15 protein-coding genes and 2 pseudogenes are annotated in these 14,839 nt (G+C 67.6%); 6 read left to right on the forward strand and 11 right to left on the reverse strand.

All coding sequences use genetic code 11. The features are described 5' to 3' along the window. Positions 1 to 334: 334 nt before the first annotated feature. Both PKD06_RS14965 and PKD06_RS14970 read right to left on the reverse strand, forming a co-directional pair. Positions 335 to 640: an HTH domain-containing protein gene (locus tag PKD06_RS14965; RefSeq protein ID WP_324381459.1), complete on the reverse strand. Its 306-nt coding sequence runs from the start codon at positions 638 to 640 to the stop codon at positions 335 to 337. Next, a pseudogene (locus tag PKD06_RS14970) lies at positions 553 to 828 on the reverse strand (integrase); the annotation flags it as partial. The pseudogene PKD06_RS14970 and the gene PKD06_RS14965, both read right to left, overlap by 88 nt. A 296-nt stretch (positions 829 to 1,124) precedes the next feature. Here PKD06_RS14970 and PKD06_RS14975 point away from each other — a divergent pair. From PKD06_RS14975 to PKD06_RS14995, 5 genes are all read left to right on the forward strand, one after another. After that, positions 1,125 to 1,421: an iron chelate uptake ABC transporter family permease subunit gene (locus PKD06_RS14975; protein WP_324381433.1), complete on the forward strand. Its 297-nt coding sequence runs from the start codon at positions 1,125 to 1,127 to the stop codon at positions 1,419 to 1,421. Positions 1,422 to 1,810: 389 nt separating this feature from the next. Continuing rightward, entirely contained in the window at positions 1,811 to 2,695 is an 885-nt protein-coding gene (locus PKD06_RS14980; RefSeq protein ID WP_324381436.1) for a MurR/RpiR family transcriptional regulator, read from the forward strand. Next, on the forward strand, positions 2,692 to 3,744 hold the full coding sequence (locus PKD06_RS14985; protein ID WP_324381438.1) for an ABC transporter ATP-binding protein: 1,053 nt from the start codon (positions 2,692 to 2,694) through the stop codon (positions 3,742 to 3,744). Before PKD06_RS14980 ends, PKD06_RS14985 begins: the two co-directional genes overlap by 4 nt. 179 nt (positions 3,745 to 3,923) lie before the next feature. After that, a complete protein-coding gene (locus PKD06_RS14990) occupies positions 3,924 to 4,949 on the forward strand; it encodes an extracellular solute-binding protein (RefSeq protein ID WP_324381440.1) in 1,026 nt (341 codons plus the stop codon). A 53-nt stretch (positions 4,950 to 5,002) separates the two neighbouring features. Then, the gene (locus tag PKD06_RS14995; RefSeq protein WP_324381442.1) at positions 5,003 to 6,673 is read left to right on the forward strand and encodes an iron ABC transporter permease; all 1,671 of its coding nucleotides are present in this window, start codon (positions 5,003 to 5,005) and stop codon (positions 6,671 to 6,673) included. Positions 6,674 to 6,744: 71 nt separating this feature from the next. Here PKD06_RS14995 and PKD06_RS15000 read toward each other — a convergent pair. From PKD06_RS15000 to PKD06_RS15035, 8 genes and pseudogenes are all read right to left on the reverse strand, one after another. Then, positions 6,745 to 6,840 (reverse strand): annotated as a pseudogene (locus tag PKD06_RS15000) (IS5/IS1182 family transposase); the annotation flags it as partial. 344 nt (positions 6,841 to 7,184) lie between these two features. Continuing rightward, on the reverse strand, positions 7,185 to 8,663 hold the full coding sequence (locus tag PKD06_RS15005; protein WP_324381444.1) for a UbiD family decarboxylase: 1,479 nt from the start codon (positions 8,661 to 8,663) through the stop codon (positions 7,185 to 7,187). Continuing rightward, complete coding sequence (locus PKD06_RS15010; RefSeq protein WP_324381461.1) at positions 8,663 to 9,274, reverse strand: UbiX family flavin prenyltransferase; 612 nt, start codon at positions 9,272 to 9,274, stop codon at positions 8,663 to 8,665. Before PKD06_RS15010 ends, PKD06_RS15005 begins: the two co-directional genes overlap by 1 nt. Positions 9,275 to 9,365: 91 nt before the next feature. After that, positions 9,366 to 10,001, reverse strand: a complete 636-nt coding sequence (locus tag PKD06_RS15015) for a trimeric intracellular cation channel family protein (RefSeq protein ID WP_324381446.1) — start codon at positions 9,999 to 10,001, stop codon at positions 9,366 to 9,368. 4 nt (positions 10,002 to 10,005) lie between these two features. Further along, positions 10,006 to 11,277, reverse strand: coding sequence for an amidohydrolase (locus PKD06_RS15020; RefSeq protein ID WP_324381448.1), 1,272 nt, complete (start codon positions 11,275 to 11,277; stop codon positions 10,006 to 10,008). 37 nt (positions 11,278 to 11,314) lie between these two features. Further along, the gene (locus PKD06_RS15025) at positions 11,315 to 11,539 is read right to left on the reverse strand and encodes a hypothetical protein (RefSeq protein WP_324381449.1); all 225 of its coding nucleotides are present in this window, start codon (positions 11,537 to 11,539) and stop codon (positions 11,315 to 11,317) included. Between the two features lie 31 nt (positions 11,540 to 11,570). After that, complete coding sequence (locus PKD06_RS15030; RefSeq protein WP_324381451.1) at positions 11,571 to 12,302, reverse strand: glutathione S-transferase family protein; 732 nt, start codon at positions 12,300 to 12,302, stop codon at positions 11,571 to 11,573. A gap of 133 nt (positions 12,303 to 12,435) precedes the next feature. Continuing rightward, positions 12,436 to 13,335 (reverse strand): helix-turn-helix transcriptional regulator, encoded by a 900-nt coding sequence (locus PKD06_RS15035; protein ID WP_324381453.1) that lies wholly within the window; start codon positions 13,333 to 13,335, stop codon positions 12,436 to 12,438. A 6-nt stretch (positions 13,336 to 13,341) separates the two neighbouring features. Here PKD06_RS15035 and PKD06_RS15040 point away from each other — a divergent pair, with 6 nt between their 5' ends. Beyond that, positions 13,342 to 13,740, forward strand: a complete 399-nt coding sequence (locus tag PKD06_RS15040; RefSeq protein WP_324381455.1) for a hypothetical protein — start codon at positions 13,342 to 13,344, stop codon at positions 13,738 to 13,740. Positions 13,741 to 13,931: 191 nt separating this feature from the next. Here PKD06_RS15040 and PKD06_RS15045 read toward each other — a convergent pair whose 3' ends face one another. Then, positions 13,932 to 14,792: a LysR family transcriptional regulator gene (locus PKD06_RS15045; protein WP_324381457.1), complete on the reverse strand. Its 861-nt coding sequence runs from the start codon at positions 14,790 to 14,792 to the stop codon at positions 13,932 to 13,934. Between the last annotated feature and the right edge of the window lie 47 nt (positions 14,793 to 14,839).

Consider the following 14,839-nt stretch of genomic DNA (forward strand, 5'->3'; position numbering starts at 1 on the left):
GCTCTAGCGCATATCGCGCTGGAGATTGTCGATGAAACCACATTTCGAGCGGTGCCAGTGCAGCTGGAGGGCTGGCTGGGAATTTCGGCTGCGTTGGGGGAACAGCTACTTCCGTCCTGTGCAGATATTCCAGGAGCTTCGTCAGAGAGAGGCTGATCGGGTCGATAGCCGAAACGGCCGATATCGGCTCAAGCATCGAGGCAATCGCAGCAGCAGATGCCTCAATGCCTGGAATGACTTTCCGGTGTCGCGATCCTACGGAAAATCCTGGAAGGAGTTCACGAAGCGGCCGAGGCAATTCCGGCCGCAGTAACCCTCCAATGTTGGGACCAGATCAGGCCGCCCTCAAGAGCATGTCGATATGCACCGATGCGAACGGACAGATCACGCCGCCGCTCTCGGTGCGCTCGATCAGGCCCAGGTCAGACAGGATCACGATATCCTCGTGCACACGTTTCACGTCGCGGCCCAGCAGCCGCGCCAGTTCACGCACAGACACCTCGCCGCGGCCTTGCAGGAGCCGCACAATCGTCCAGCGCCGTTCGGTCAGCCGGCCGCAGGACGCGACGCCGAGAGCAGGGTGAACAGGTGAAACTCGCGCCGGATGGGATTGTCGAGTTTCGCGGCCTCGACGAACCAGCCCTTCAGGTCAGCCACGCCCATCCCGGTATCCCGGCGCTTCTCGTGGTTCCAATCGACGCTATCGACGGGATTGTCTGCGAGTAGCTCGCGGTTGGTCTTGCGGGCATGATTGTAGATTGCGCGGAACGTGCGCACGCTGCCATTCGCGATGTAGGGGCCGTTCTCCTCACTGATGGCGTCGTGCTTGCGCAGCCCGTGGGACGAGCAATCGGGCAATCCCGCCTCGTCGCATCGGTCCCGCATCCAGTTGCCGAATCCGTTGGCCGTGAAGGGCCGTCTTTGCTCCGTCATGAGAAACGTAAGATTGGTGCGCGGCAGAGCGTCGAGGGCGGCCTTGAGCTTCGGGTGAACCGGGATGTCGATCAGCGCCTTCGTTTTCTGTTGCCGGACGAAGAGACGTTCCCCCTTCAGGTGCTGCCAGCCTAGCTGGACCGCGTCGCTGCGCCGCTGGCCGCTGGAGCGAGATCCAGGAGCGCATCGTCGTGAACGCCCGCGCGCCGCGCGTCGTGAAGGCGATGCTCGCCGGGGCCGGCCTCGCCATGGCCGGGGCAGCCACGCAGGGCGTCTTCCGCAATCCGCCGGTCTCGCCCCATCTCCTCGGCATCTCCTCGGGCCCCCCTTCGATCGACATGGCGGAGGCCATCCAGGGCGCGGCCGGCGAGGTGATGACCGAAGCCAATCTGAGCCGCCTCTACGGCATCGACATCAGGCGCCTGACCGTGACGGATGCCGGCAGCCGGCCCTTCGCGGCCGTGATCCCTCATTTCGGCGGAGGCTGAGAGACCCGCTCCGCGTCGATCCTCTCGATATTGCGACATCGTCGCCTTCCGAACAGCCTCCTCTTGGCAGACCTCCGATCCCGCAAAGGGGAGACAGGCTCAGCCGCAGCAACGCGCTCTTTCCGCCTCCCGAGATCGCCATGCAGGTCCCCGGATCGATTGCCAGGCTGAGAGCTCCATGGCTTCCGGCGCTTGCAAGCCCTTGCGCGAGGAGAGGCTCCGGACCGGATGGAGAAACTATCCGTGCCCGCCGGCATGGCGTCCCGTGGCCCCACGTAGCATTTACTGACTCTGGCATAGAATGTAGTGAACACTAGGATCGGGGTGGAGCGCTTGCACGAGCGGGAATGTCCATAAGGCGCGGCGGATCGTCAGGGGGAAAGCGGGACGTGTTCGGCAACCGATATGCGCGCCGTCGCGATGCCCTGTCGCCGGCTTTCCAGCGGGTCGCCGCCTTCATCGATGCTCACCGGCCGATCGTCATGACGTCGTCGGCGATCGAACTGGCAAGAAGGATCGGCACGTCGGATGCGACCGTGGTTCGTGCCGTCCAGGCGCTCGGCTTCGATGGGCTTCGCGATCTCCGAAGCGAACTCGCTGCATCCTTCGGTCCCCGGAATGCTCCGATCGACAATCTGCAACGCACGCTTGCCGAGGCGTCCCACGGCATCGAGGCGGCGTTGGACGGGGTTCTCGAAGCCGGCATGTCCGGGCTGGAGGCGCTGCGCACGCATGCGGTGCGGCGAAGCCTGCTGGAAGCTGTGCGCATTCTGCATGCCGCGCAGCGGATCGTGGTCTTCGGACTCGGCCCGACCGCCCATATTGCAGCCTACTTCACCGCCCGGCTGCGGCGAAAAGGCCGGCGATACGCGCTGCTGGACAGGACGGGAGCCGGATTGGCCGATCAATTGCTCGATCTCAGTCCCACGGACGCCATCCTGATGATGGCCTACGGCAAGCCCTGTCTGGAAGCCGAGCTCGTCGCCGCCGAAGCGCGCCGCCACCGAATCCCGATCGTCCTGGTGACCGGTCCGGACGAAACAGGGATCGCCCGCCACGCGAAGGTCACGCTGGCCGTCCCCCGGGGCCAGAGCGAGCGCGTGGCTCTGTACGGCGCCACGGTGTCCTGCCTGGAGATGCTGCTGCTCGGCTTGGCCGCGTCCGATCCCCGCCCCGCCATCGCCACCCTGGCCGAGCTCGAGCGCTTGCGGCACGCCACGCGCCATCGACGTCGGGACAAGCAAAACGAGCAGGAGCGGAGCGAAGAGCAATGACCGGTCCCTCGTTCCACGCGCCCGCCTATGTCCAGCTGGAAGGCGTCAGCCGCCGCTTCGGCGCGGTGACGGCTCTCGACGAGGTGTCGCTGACCCTGGACCGAGGGGACGTCGCCTGCCTCGCCGGACGCTCCGGCTGCGGAAAATCGTCGCTCCTGCGCGCGATCGCCGGCATAGACCGCCCCGATCGGGGACGGATCCTGCTCGACGGCAAGGAGATGTCCGGCCCGGGAATTCATGTCGAACCCGAGGACCGGAACATCGGCTTCATGTTCCAGGACTATGCGCTGTTTCCGCATCTGGATGTCACGGACAACATTCTGTTCGGGCTTGCGCGGCTCGCTCGCCGCGACGCGCGTGCGCGCTGCGGCGAAGTCATCGAGCGGCTGGGCCTGCGGCCTCTCGCCCGCCGCTTTCCCCACATGCTGTCGGGAGGAGAGCAGCAGCGGGTCGCGCTTGCCCGCGCGATCGCCCCGCAGCCTCATATCCTGCTCATGGACGAGCCCTTCTCGAACCTGGATCGCGAATTGCGCCACGAGATCCGCGCCGAGACGATCGCGCTGCTGCGCGAGCTCGGCACCACCGTCGTCATGGTCACGCACGATCCGGAGGAAGCCCTCTCCGCGGGCGACATCGTAGTCCTGATGCGGGAGGGACGCATCGTTCAGGCAGGAACCGGCGCGCAACTCTACGAACGGCCCGCATCCGCTTACGCGGCGGAGTTCTTCTGCACCTTCAACAAGATCCGAGGCGCCTGCCGCGGCGGATCGGCGGAGACGCCCTTGGGACGCTTTGCGGCTCCCGGCTTCGCCGATGGCGAGGAGGCGACCGTCTATATCCGCCCCCATTGCCTGCGGATCAACGGCGAGGCCGAAGGGGTCGAGTGCACGATCCTGGATTGCGCCCTGATGGGAGAGATCGAGCAGGTCCATCTGGCTGTAGCAGCGCTTCCGGAGCCTTTGCGGATTCGTTCGACCCAGCGTCTGCGTCTCCGAAAAGGCGACAAGGCCCGCCTGTCCGTGCCCACCGAGGATGTCCTGGTCTTCTGAAGGCGATCTTTCGGCGCGCGGCAGCCCTCACACGACGCCCCTGCGCAGGTTGGGTGCGGTCATGCCGCCCAGTCTAGAACAGGGATGTTTTACTGCTACAGACTGATATGCTTGCCTCCGCAGCGAAAATCAGAACTACTTTAGAATTAGAATAAAGTATCACTGATGCGGAGGCGAGCATGAAGCTGTTTGGTTTGAGCCGAATTCTGGCGGGCACGGCGCTGACGACCCTCGTCGGCATTTCGGGCGCCGTCGCGGCCGAGTTGAATCTCTACACCACCCGCGAACCGGGCCTGATCCAGCCCCTGCTCGATTCCTTCACCAAATCGACGGGCATCAAGGTCAACACCATCTTCCTGAAGGACGGGCTTGCAGAGCGCGTCGCGTTCGAAGGCGACAAGTCTCCGGCCGACGTTCTGATGACGGTCGATGCAGGCAATCTGATCGACCTCGTCGAGAAGGGGCTGACCCAAGGCGTGCAGTCGAACGTCCTGACCAGCAACATTCCGCCGGCGCTGCGCGATCCCAACGGCCACTGGTTCGCGCTGTCGCAGCGGGCCCGTGCCGTCGTTGCGGCCAAGGATCTGGATCTCCAGGCGATCACCTACGAGCAGCTCGCCGATCCGGCCTGGAAGGGAAAGATCTGCATCCGCTCCGGCCAGCACCCTTACAATGTCGCGCTGACCGGCTCCTACATCGCTCATCACGGGGAGGAGGCCGCGCAAGAATGGCTCACCGGCCTGAAGGGCAATCTCGCCCGGAAGGCCGGCGGCGGCGACCGGGAGGTCGCCCGCGACATCCTCGGGGGCCTTTGCGACATCGGCGTCGCCAATTCCTACTATGTCGGCCTCATGCGCAGCGGCAAGGGCGGACCCGAGCAGCAGAAATGGGCGCAGGCGATCAAGATGATCCTGCCCACCTTCGAAAAGGGCGGCACGCAGGTGAACATCACCGGCGCGGCCGTCGCCCGTCACGCGCGCAACAAGGCCGAGGCGATCAAGCTGCTGGAGCATCTCGTCTCCGACGAAGCGCAGAAGATCTATGCCGAGGCGAACTACGAATACCCGGTCAACCCCCAGGCCGCCGTCGACCCGCTGATCGGCGAGTACGGCGTGCTCAAGCCCGACACGGTCGAGCTTGCCAAGGGGGTCGGCTTCCGCAAGGCCGCCAGCAAGCTCGCGGAGAAGGTCGGCTTCGACAACTGAGCGGAATCCGAAGGCGGCGGCCGGCGAGCGCCGGCCGTCGCCTCCCCTCGGCCATGACGAATTTGTACCCTGCACTTGCAGCGATCGCTCGCCGGCCTCACGCCGGCTTGTGGTGGCGTGTGTCCGCGCTCGCCGTCGCCGCCTTCGTCTGCCTGCCGATCGGCTCCCTCGTCCTGATCGCGTTTCAGGGAAGCGCCGGGCTCTGGCCGCATATGATCGCGCATGTGCTGCCCGCGGCGCTGCGGGACACGCTGGTCCTGCTGGTCGGGGTCGGCTTGCTCACCACGATCATCGGCACGACGACCGCCTGGCTGGTGACGGCCTATGACTTCCCGGGCCGGCGCCTCCTCGAATGGGGGCTTCTGCTTCCCCTCGCGGTTCCCACCTATATCGTCGCCTACGCCTATCTCGACATTCTGCATCCGGTCGCCGCGGTTCAGGACACCATCCGGCACCTGCTCGGCTATTCCAGCCCGCGCGAGTTTCGCCTGCCTGACATCCGGTCGATGTGGGGCTGCATATTGCTTTTGAGCCTGGTCCTGTACCCGTATGTCTATCTGACCACACGGGCGATGTTCATGACCCAGGCGGCGAATGTCGTCGAGGTGTCGCGCACGCTCGGACATCGCCGCAGCCGCGTGTTCCTGCGGGTGGCGGTGCCGCTCGCCCGCCCGGCCATCGCCGTCGGCCTCAGCCTCGTGCTGATGGAGACGCTGAGCGACATCGGCGCCTCGGAATTCCTGGGCGTCAGGACGCTGACCGTCTCGGTCTACACCGCCTGGGTGAGTCGTTCCGACATGCCCGGCGCCGCGCAGATCTCGCTCGCGATGCTGATCCTGGTCGTGGCGCTCGTGCTGATGGAACGCCATGCCCGCCGGAACCAGCGATACGCCGCCGCGGCGCAGAGGCCGCGCGCCATGAGCGCGCTCCGCCTGAGCGGCTATCGAGCGGCGGCGGCCTTCGTGGTCTGCCTTCTGCCGATCCTGCTGGGCTTCGCCGCGCCGGCCTCCTATCTCTGCGTCGAGGCCTACAAGCGATACCGCTTCGCCGGCCTATCGCCGAAGCTGTCGGGAGAAATCCTCAACACGGTCACGGTTTCCTCCCTTGCCACCCTGATCGTCCTGCTCTGCGGCCTGTCCGTGGCCTATGCCGCCCGCACCTATCCCGGAAGGCCGACGGCCTTCGCCGCGCGGGCATCGACGCTCGGCTATGCGGTGCCGGGCACGATCATCGCGCTCGGCCTGCTGATGCCGGTCGGCGCGCTCGACCGGCTGCTCGCGAGCGGCGCGGACCAGATCCTCGGAAAGTCGGTGGGGCTGCTGCTCCTCGGCTCCGGGGCCGCGCTGATCATGGCCTACAGCGTCCGCTTCATGGCGATCTCGATCGGAGGAATCGAGGCTGGCTTCAGCCGCATCTCCCCCTCTCTCGACCACGCCGCGCGGATGCTCGGCGAGACCTCGGGGGGCGTCTTCCGCCGTGTGCACCTGCCGCTGTCCAAGCCAGCCCTGGTTTCCGCGGGCCTGCTGATCTTCGTCGACTGCATGAAGGAACTGCCGGCAACCCTTCTGCTGCGTCCGCTGAACTTCGAGACGCTGGCGACGCATCTCTATGGCGAGGCGGCGCGAGGCACCTACGAGGAGGCCTCCATTGCCGCGCTGCTCATCCTGCTGATCGGGATCCTGCCCGTCGCCCTGCTCGCGAGAGTGGGGCGCGCCTCGACATAAGAAGCCGACCTGGTCAGGGGCGTCTTGACGATCTCGGCGGCGATGCAAGTGGCCGTCGCCGGCCGATCGCCGGCGAAAACCTCGGCGCCGAAGGAGAAAGAACGCCGTGTCAGGCGCAGGATGGGAAGCGCCCCATCGCGATCCTGCACGTCCGCAGGCTGCCGATGCTGGCGCGCTGACGCTTCTCCTCCTGCGTGGCCGGGATCGTGGAGACCGTGCCGGGAACATTCAGGGAGGCGCCGCCGGGAGCGTGACGGTGACGCGCAGCCCCGAGCGGCCATCGGCACGGTTGCGGATATCGACATGTCCGCCCGCTGATGTTTTTCGCCGGCTTTTGGACCCCTGGCGGGGGGTGAAGAAAGTCCGGGATGGAGAGCGCCAGCGTTGATTTACTTCTCTGCACTTCAGCATGCCCCCTCCCGAGCATTCTGGCTTCGCGTCGTGCACGATCCTGGTCGAACCGGAATGGCCGCGCTCGGCGCCGGTCGTGTTGAAGGCCGTGGCGACCGCGTCAGCGGAAGCCGTATTCGCTCCAGCGGCACCGGACGCGATCCACGATCCCGGCCGGGTAGCCATGCCGGAACGAAGCGCGGATCGGCAGGGCCTCTCCCCATTCGTCCGGCGGCAGGCAGTTGTAGACGACCTTGCCCGTGCTCCCGGACATCTTCTCGTTCTGGCGCAGATAGGCCAGCAGAGGAGCCGCCGGAACCTGCTCGAAGACGACGTGTCCGAGCAGGGGATGGCAACGCGTGGCGAAGGCCCAGACGAGCTCGTCCAGATCGGTGGGATCGACATCGTCGTTGAGCACGATCACCTTCGGGATCACGCCCCCGGCCTTGGTCGCGAAGACGATCTCGCCGATGCGCCGGCAGAGCGCCTCCGGGGTGTCGATGCCGGTCCGGCGGCGCCAATCGCGCGGGACCGTGACGACCAGCCAGTGCAGCGCGGCCTGAAGCGGGATCCAGGCGGTCGTCGCCGGGATTCCGGCCTCGCGCAGGTGATGGAGAATCTGCGCCGCGGACGGAATGCCCCAGGCCGTATGGTTTTCCTCCACCGGCTCGCCGGCGACGACGACGGGCAGGATCGCGTCGTGGCGATGACTGAGGGCCGAGACGCGATAGACCGGCCGGGGCACCCTTTCGGGCGGGACATAGCCGGCGAATTCGCCCATCGGCCCCTCATCAACCATTTCATCGAGATGGAGATGTCCCTCGATCAGGATCTCGGCGCTTGCCGGCGCCTCCAGGTCGACCGTCCGGCAGCGCACGGTCCGAACCGGCCGCCCGAGCAGCGCGCCGAGCCGGCCGCCCTCGTCGACATGAGCGGGCAGCGGCATGCCGCAGATGAAGGGGATCGCCGGCTCGACGCCGAGCGCCAGCGCGAACGGCATCGGCCGGCCGAGATCGGCCCAGCTCTTCGCCACCATGCCGACATGCTGCTGCGGCGCGACGATGCCGGTCAGGCGCCGCCCATCCACCATCATCATGCGGGCGATCGACCAGTTGGTCCAGGACCCGTCCGGCATCCGTGCGACGATGCAACCCCAGGTGTTGAGATAGCGGCCACCGTCGCCATGATGCAGCATCGGCACCGGCAGGCGGGCCAGATCCACCTCGTCGCCGGTGGCGACGTTCTCGAAGCAGGGAGCCTCGTCGACCACGACCGGAGCGATGGCCGGCCGGTCGAGGCTGCCGGCGATCGCCTCCACGATGTCGAGGCCGCCCGCCGTCGGCGGCAGCCCGAGCGAGACCGCGACGCGCGCGAGCCGCATCCCCGGCTGGCGGCTCGCGCCCGCCGGGGCGCCGAGGATCCGGAAGCCGGACGGATGATCGGAAAAGGCGCTGAAGAACGGCGCCGGGCTGCCCGTCTCGTAGCAACGCCGCACAATGGCGCCGAGCTCGAGGTCGAGCGCCACCGGCGCCGTGACGTCCTGGACTTCTCCGAGGCCGCGCAGGGCCTCGATATAGGCGCGCAGATCGGTGAGGGACATCAGCGCACCTCCTCGGCCATGGCGGCTTCCGGCCGGCCGCTCCAGCGGCGGACCAGCCCGGCATCGATGTCGAACAGGTCCAGCACGCGCCCCACGGTGTGGCCGACCATGTCGTCGAGCGTGGCCGGGCGGTCGTAGAAGGCGGGCACGGGCGGGAAAATCACCGCGCCGTTTTCCGTCGCCTGGGCCATGGAGCGGATATGGCCGGCATGGAGCGGCGTCTCGCGCAGCATCAGGACGACGCGGCGGCGCTCCTTCAGGCAGACATCGGCGGCGCGGGTGAGCAGCCCGTCCGTATTGCCGGTGGCGATGGCGGACAGGCTGCGCACCGAGCATGGCGCGACGACCATGCCCATGGTCCGAAACGAGCCGGAGGCGATGGCAGCCCCGATATCGGCGTCCGGATACCAGAAATCGGCCATGGCGCGGACATCGCGGACCTTGTGATGCGTCTCGTAGGCAAGCGTGCGTTCGCCCGGCCTGGTCATGACGAGATGCGTCTCGATGTCGAGCAGCCGCAGGATTTCGAGCAGGCGAAGACCGTAGATCGCCCCCGTGGCGCCGCTGATGCCGACGATCAGGCGGCGGCGCGGCGGCAATGTGACGTGCATCTGCATGGGAATGTCCCGTTTGCGTCGGTGATGGGAGCGACGCTAGGCGCCGGCGGAAGGCGCGGCATCGTCACAACTGTCGATGCGAGGCTCATTCGTCGGGCCCGCGCAATCTGCCGCGCGCGACCGGGAGGTTCCACCCGCCCCGGATCGCCATCAGCCGCAGGACGAGGCAAAGAGCGATGCCAGCGAAGGCGGTGACCTCGATGCCGATCCCGGCGCGCTCTCCCGCGGCGACGACGAGGCCGGCGGCGAGCGCTGCCACGGCATAGATCTCGGCGTGAAGCACCACGGGCATCCGGGCGGTCAGCACGTCCCGCACCATGCCGCCGCCGATGCCGCTCACCATGCCGAGCACCGCCGCCATCACCGGGGACAGCCCGCAATCCAGGGCCTTCTGCGTGCCCGTCACCGCAAAGACGCCAAGGCCGGCCGCATCGAGGATCTGCTCGGACTGCCTCATGCGGCGGACGAGCGCTTCGGCGTAGAAGGCGGCAAGGCCTCCGGAGGCCGATAGCGCCAGCATGTGCCAGTTCCTCAGCGCCGCCGGCGGCACGATTCCGAGCAGGACGTCGCGCATGACGCCGCCCGCGACCGCCGTGACGAAAGCCAGCACCAGCACGCCGAACAGATCGGCCCCGCGCCGCGTGCCGGCCAGTCCGCCGCTGATCGCGAAGACCAGCGTGCCGAGGAGATCCAGCGTCTCGATCAGCAAGACGTTCGGCATGCGCTCACGCCGCGCCGCCCTTCGGCGCGAGCCAGAGGCCAGCTGCGGCCAGCATCGCCCGGACGCCCGTTTCGATCGTCGGGTGGAGCGTCGGCGCGAAGGCCGGATTGTGATTGCCCGGCACCTGGGCATGGTCTCGCTCCGCCGCGTCCAGCACGGCCGGATCCGTCCCGCCGACGAACCAGAAGACCGACGGGATGCCCCAGGCGGCGCCGAACAGGCCGAAGTCCTCGCTGGCTGTCACGCGCGGCATCTCATGGACCCTGTCCGTGCCGAAATGCGTGGCGAAGGCGCCCGCGACGAGGCGCGTCGCGGCCTCGTCGTTGCGCGTCGCGGGATGTTCCCCCAGCACGGCGATGGCAGGTTCCCGGTCCGCTCCGGCGCCGAGGGCCCCGGCCCTGAAAATGCGGCGGATGCCTTCGAGGACGCGGGCGCGAACCTGCTCGTTGAACGACCGGACGTTGAGCCGCAGCAGCGCCTCTTCCGGAATGGTGTTCTCGCTGGTGCCCGCGTGCAACGAACCGACCGTCACGACCGCCTCCTCCTCCATGCCGATCTGGCGCGACACGATGGTCTGCAGGTTGAGCACGGCCGACGCCGCCATCACGATCGGGTCGATGCTCTTCTCCGGCATGGATCCGTGGGCACCCCGGCCGAAGATCGTGACCTCCCAACTGTCGGAGGCGGACATGATCGCCCCGGCACGCCAGCCGATCGTCCCGGCCGGATCGGGGGAGAGGTGCTGGCCGAGCGCCACGACCGGGCGAGGAAAGCGCCGGACCATCCCGTCCTCGATCATGGCGCGGGCGCCCTCGCCGGTTTCCTCCCCGGGTTGGAACACGACCATCACGGTGCCGCGCCAGGCGCTCCTGTTCTCGGCGAGGATTCGCGTCGCGCCGAGCAGCCAGGCGACATGCATGTCATGGCCGCAGCTATGCGTCACGAAACCGTCCTGCCCGAAGCGGTCCACCCCTCTGGTCTCGCTCGCATAGGGAAGGCCGGTGGTCTCCTGCATCGGCAGCGCGTCCATGTCGGCGCGCAGCAGTACGGTCGGGCCCTCGCCGTTGCGCAGGAGCCCGACGACTCCCGTGCCGCCCACGTCGCGCATCACCTCGCAGCCGAGATGCTCCAGCCAGCTTGCGGCGATTCCCGCCGTGCGCCGCTCCTGCATCGACAGCTCGGGATGCGCGTGGATGTCCTTGTAGACGGCCTCCAGCTCGTCGAGCAGGTCCGCCGGCAGTGCGGCCGCGACGATGGGGGCTGGGTCTGAGGTCACGATGGCGCTCCCCGTTAAGATGATCCCGGTTGAGCTTTCAGGCGGGATCGCAGCGGAACCCGGACGAGCCGGATTCGATCAGGCTCAGGAGTTCGGCGCCCAGCCGCAGCGCGAGGTCGGGCGGCAGGGCATCCGGGTGCTCGAACAGGGCCAGCAGCCTGAGGATCCTGCGGCGCTCGCGCTCACCGGTCGGTGGCGAGCCGCCGCAGAACGGGCAAGTTCGGCGCGGCGCCGGGCGGGATGACATCGGTCCGGTCGACATGATCGTCCGCTTTCGCCGGCGCGGCCGCGGGTCAGGAGGTGGCCGCGGCCGCCTGCCGGCCCGTCCCGCGATCGGGCGCGGGCTGCGACAGGATCGAGCGCACGAAGTCGTCGCAGGGAGGCAGCCGGCCGTTGGTCTGCTGCGCCTTTGCGTAGGCCGGCCGCGCGGTCATCCGTGCATTATAGGCGAGGGCCGCGTCCGAGACGGGCACGCCCAGATCGGCCGCCCAGCTGATGCAGGTCGAGAGCAGGATGTCCGCGGCCGTGAACCTATCGCCCAGGATATAGGCGGGATTCGTCTCCAATGTCCGCTCGACGGTTCGCATCTGCTTGTCGAAATAGGTCGCCGCGGCCCTGATGGCGGTGGGCGCCTCGCCATAGCGCCGGCGCAGGTCGGCATGGCGGCGCATGACGTAGAGCGAGGTCTCGTCCAGCTCGCCCAAGGCGAAGAAGCACCATTCGAGACAATGCGCCCTCGCCCGGGGATCGACGGGGACCAGACGGTTGTCCTCCCGGCCGTAGGTTTCCGACAGATACCAGACGATCGCGGCGCTTTCGGTCAGCACCAGATCCTTGTCCTGAAGCAACGGAATTTTCTGACGGGCGGTGAGAGCGGTGTATTCCGGCGTCTGCGTTTCGCCGGAGCGCGCGCTGATCGGCTTCAACTCGAAATCGAGGCCGAGTTCGTGAAGCGCCCAATGCGGGCGAAGAGTGCGGCCGGTGCCGATCCCCCAGAGGACGGGGCGGGACGTCTGGTCTGGCATGAGGAGCCTCCGATGGAACGGCTCTCTCCCTATCGGGGGCACCGGGAGACCTCATCGCCAGAACTGTAGATGCCGCACGGGGCGGGGACGGGCGCAAGCCGCCGGCGGCGGATCGCGGCGACGGCGGGCCGGATCAGCCCTCCGATCGCAGGGCCATCGTCCCGAGCGCCGCAAGCGAACGCTCCAGGTCGCGGAGATTGGCGGCCCCCGACTTCTCGAGGATCGCGCGAACCTGGCTGCGGACCGTGCCCAGCGCCACCGCGCGGTGCTCCGCCACCTGCTCCGCGCTCACGCCGCCCATGAGCGCGACCGCCACCTCCGCCTCGGCCGGGCTCAGGCCAAAGATGTCGCAGAGCATCTCGGGCGGCGGCGCGGGGTGGCGAGCCATGTCGCGAAGAACGATCAGGATCAGCGGCTCCACCCCGGCGCCGGCCTCCAGGGCCAGCCTTGCCGGTGCCGGAGCCACCATGACCACCACCGATGGAGCCGGATCTCCCTGGAACTCGTCGGCTCGCAGCCGGAAGGATCCCCCCGCGCCGCCAGCGGTCACGGAACCGACGAGGCGGCGCAACCTGGCCGCATCCTCCCGGCATCGCGGAGACAGATAGGTTCCGCCATCCAGTCGTGGACCGGCATGCGCGAGGACGGCCGGCGCCTTCGGCCGGCCGAGGAGCGCTGTGGCCGCCGCATTCGCGAAGCGAACGCCGAGGCCGGCATCGACCAGAACGAGCCCGGCCGAAACGGCATCGGCCGCGGCACGCGAATTCAGGCCGTCCTCGGCTTGCCGTCCGAGCCGGACCTGCAATTCAACGGCACGTTGCAGATGCGGCAGCAGGATCTCAAGCCGCCGCAGATCGCCGCCGTCGAAAGCTTCGGCCTCGCGGTCGCGATAAAGTGCCAGGGGCGTCGGAGCGCGCACTCCGATCATGCCGCCGATCATGTGGTGCCGTCCGACCTTGCGCGCGAAGTCGGCGTAATACTCGCTGCGGAGATATTGGTGCTGCGGCACCAGTTCGGGGCCGAGCTTGGCCATGCCGATATGATGGAGCCGGTCGGTCGCAAAATCCCGGCGGGCCTGGATCCGATACGGATCGACCCGATGGAAATAGGCGCCATAGAGCGCCTCCGCCGCAGTCGGAGGGCTGAGGAGGTCGCGGGAGCCGCGGCCCTCCTCCTCGACGCGAAAGACGGCGCTCTGCGCATCGAAAAGCCGGCGGAGCCGGACGCCTACGTCAAGCCAGCGCTCGTTCCCGGTCGCAGCCTCGTAGACGGCCCCTACGCAATCGACGAGGTCGCGCTCCTCGTCCGCCATTGTTTCCTCTCCGACGCAGCCGCGGTGACAATGTCCCACAACAAGGGGAAAGCCTTCAACACGGGCCGACGACCGGCGGAGAAGCCGGTGATGCCGGTCCATGTCTCCTCTCGTCTTGGCGAGTGAGGAAGTTGGCGCGCAGGAATTGCCAGACCCGCTCGACCGGATTGAGTTCCGCAGAGCGCGAGGGCAGCAGCATCGGCGCCATGTATTTCGGCCCGTGCAGAGGGCCGGTGGTGTGCCAGCCGGCGCATTCTGGCAGGTTGCGCGGGAAGCCGCGATCCATACTGCGATTTTGCCGGGCTCGCAGACACTCCTTATCCGTCGGCCTCCAACAGGGCACGCCTGGCGTCGAGCACCGCTTCCATTCGTTCCATCAGCTCCGAAACAGGTCCGGTGCTTTCCCAGGCGTAGATGGAAACCACCATCGGGGGCTCCGTGCCGAACGGCGCATATTGCCGGAGGCGGTACCCGGCGACCGCGCTTCTGGGCAGGAGGGAGAGGCCGAGCCCTGCTTCCACCGCGACCAGGACATTCTGAAGGCTGCTGCCAGAGAAGGCGATGTACCAGCGACGCTCTTCATGCTCGATGCGCCCGAACATCGCCTCGCGGTAGAGGCCTCCGGGAGGAAAAGCGACCAGCGGGATCGGGTCGGGCCAGTCGCCGGAGGCGCCGGCGCTTTCGAACCATGCAATGGCTTCCGGGAAAGTCGCCCGGCAATCGGCGCTAGCCAGGGATTCCTTGACGATGACGATGTCGAATTCGCCGTCACGATAGCGCCTGGTCAGATCACGGCTCAGCCCCGCGGTGACGTCGAGCCGGATCTCGCGGTGACGCCGCGCGAAATCACGGAACACCTCGGCCATCGAGGCGCTGACGATGTCCTCCGGAATGCCGATACGGATGGAAGCCGTGCCGGCGGGATCTCCGAGCGCCGTTTCCGCCTCCTGCTGAAGCGACAGGATGCGCCGTGCGTAGCCCAGAAGCCGCTCGCCGGCAGTTGTCGGCTCGACCGGGCGCGCCGCGCGCTCGACCAGGACACGACCGACCACCTGCTCGAGACGGGCGAGCTGCTGGCTGATGGTGGATTGCGTCATGTTCAGGCGCTCCGCCGCGAGCGTGAAGCTTCCCGCCTCCACGATCGCGGCGAAGGAACGCAGAAGGCGTGGGTCGAGCATGCTTCTCACCGGGGCGTCGCGACCATCGAATGATATTCAGAAGCGTA

This window comes from Enterovirga sp. (genome assembly GCF_035325185.1).
In the GTDB taxonomy this organism is placed as follows: Bacteria; Pseudomonadota; Alphaproteobacteria; order Rhizobiales; family Beijerinckiaceae; genus Enterovirga.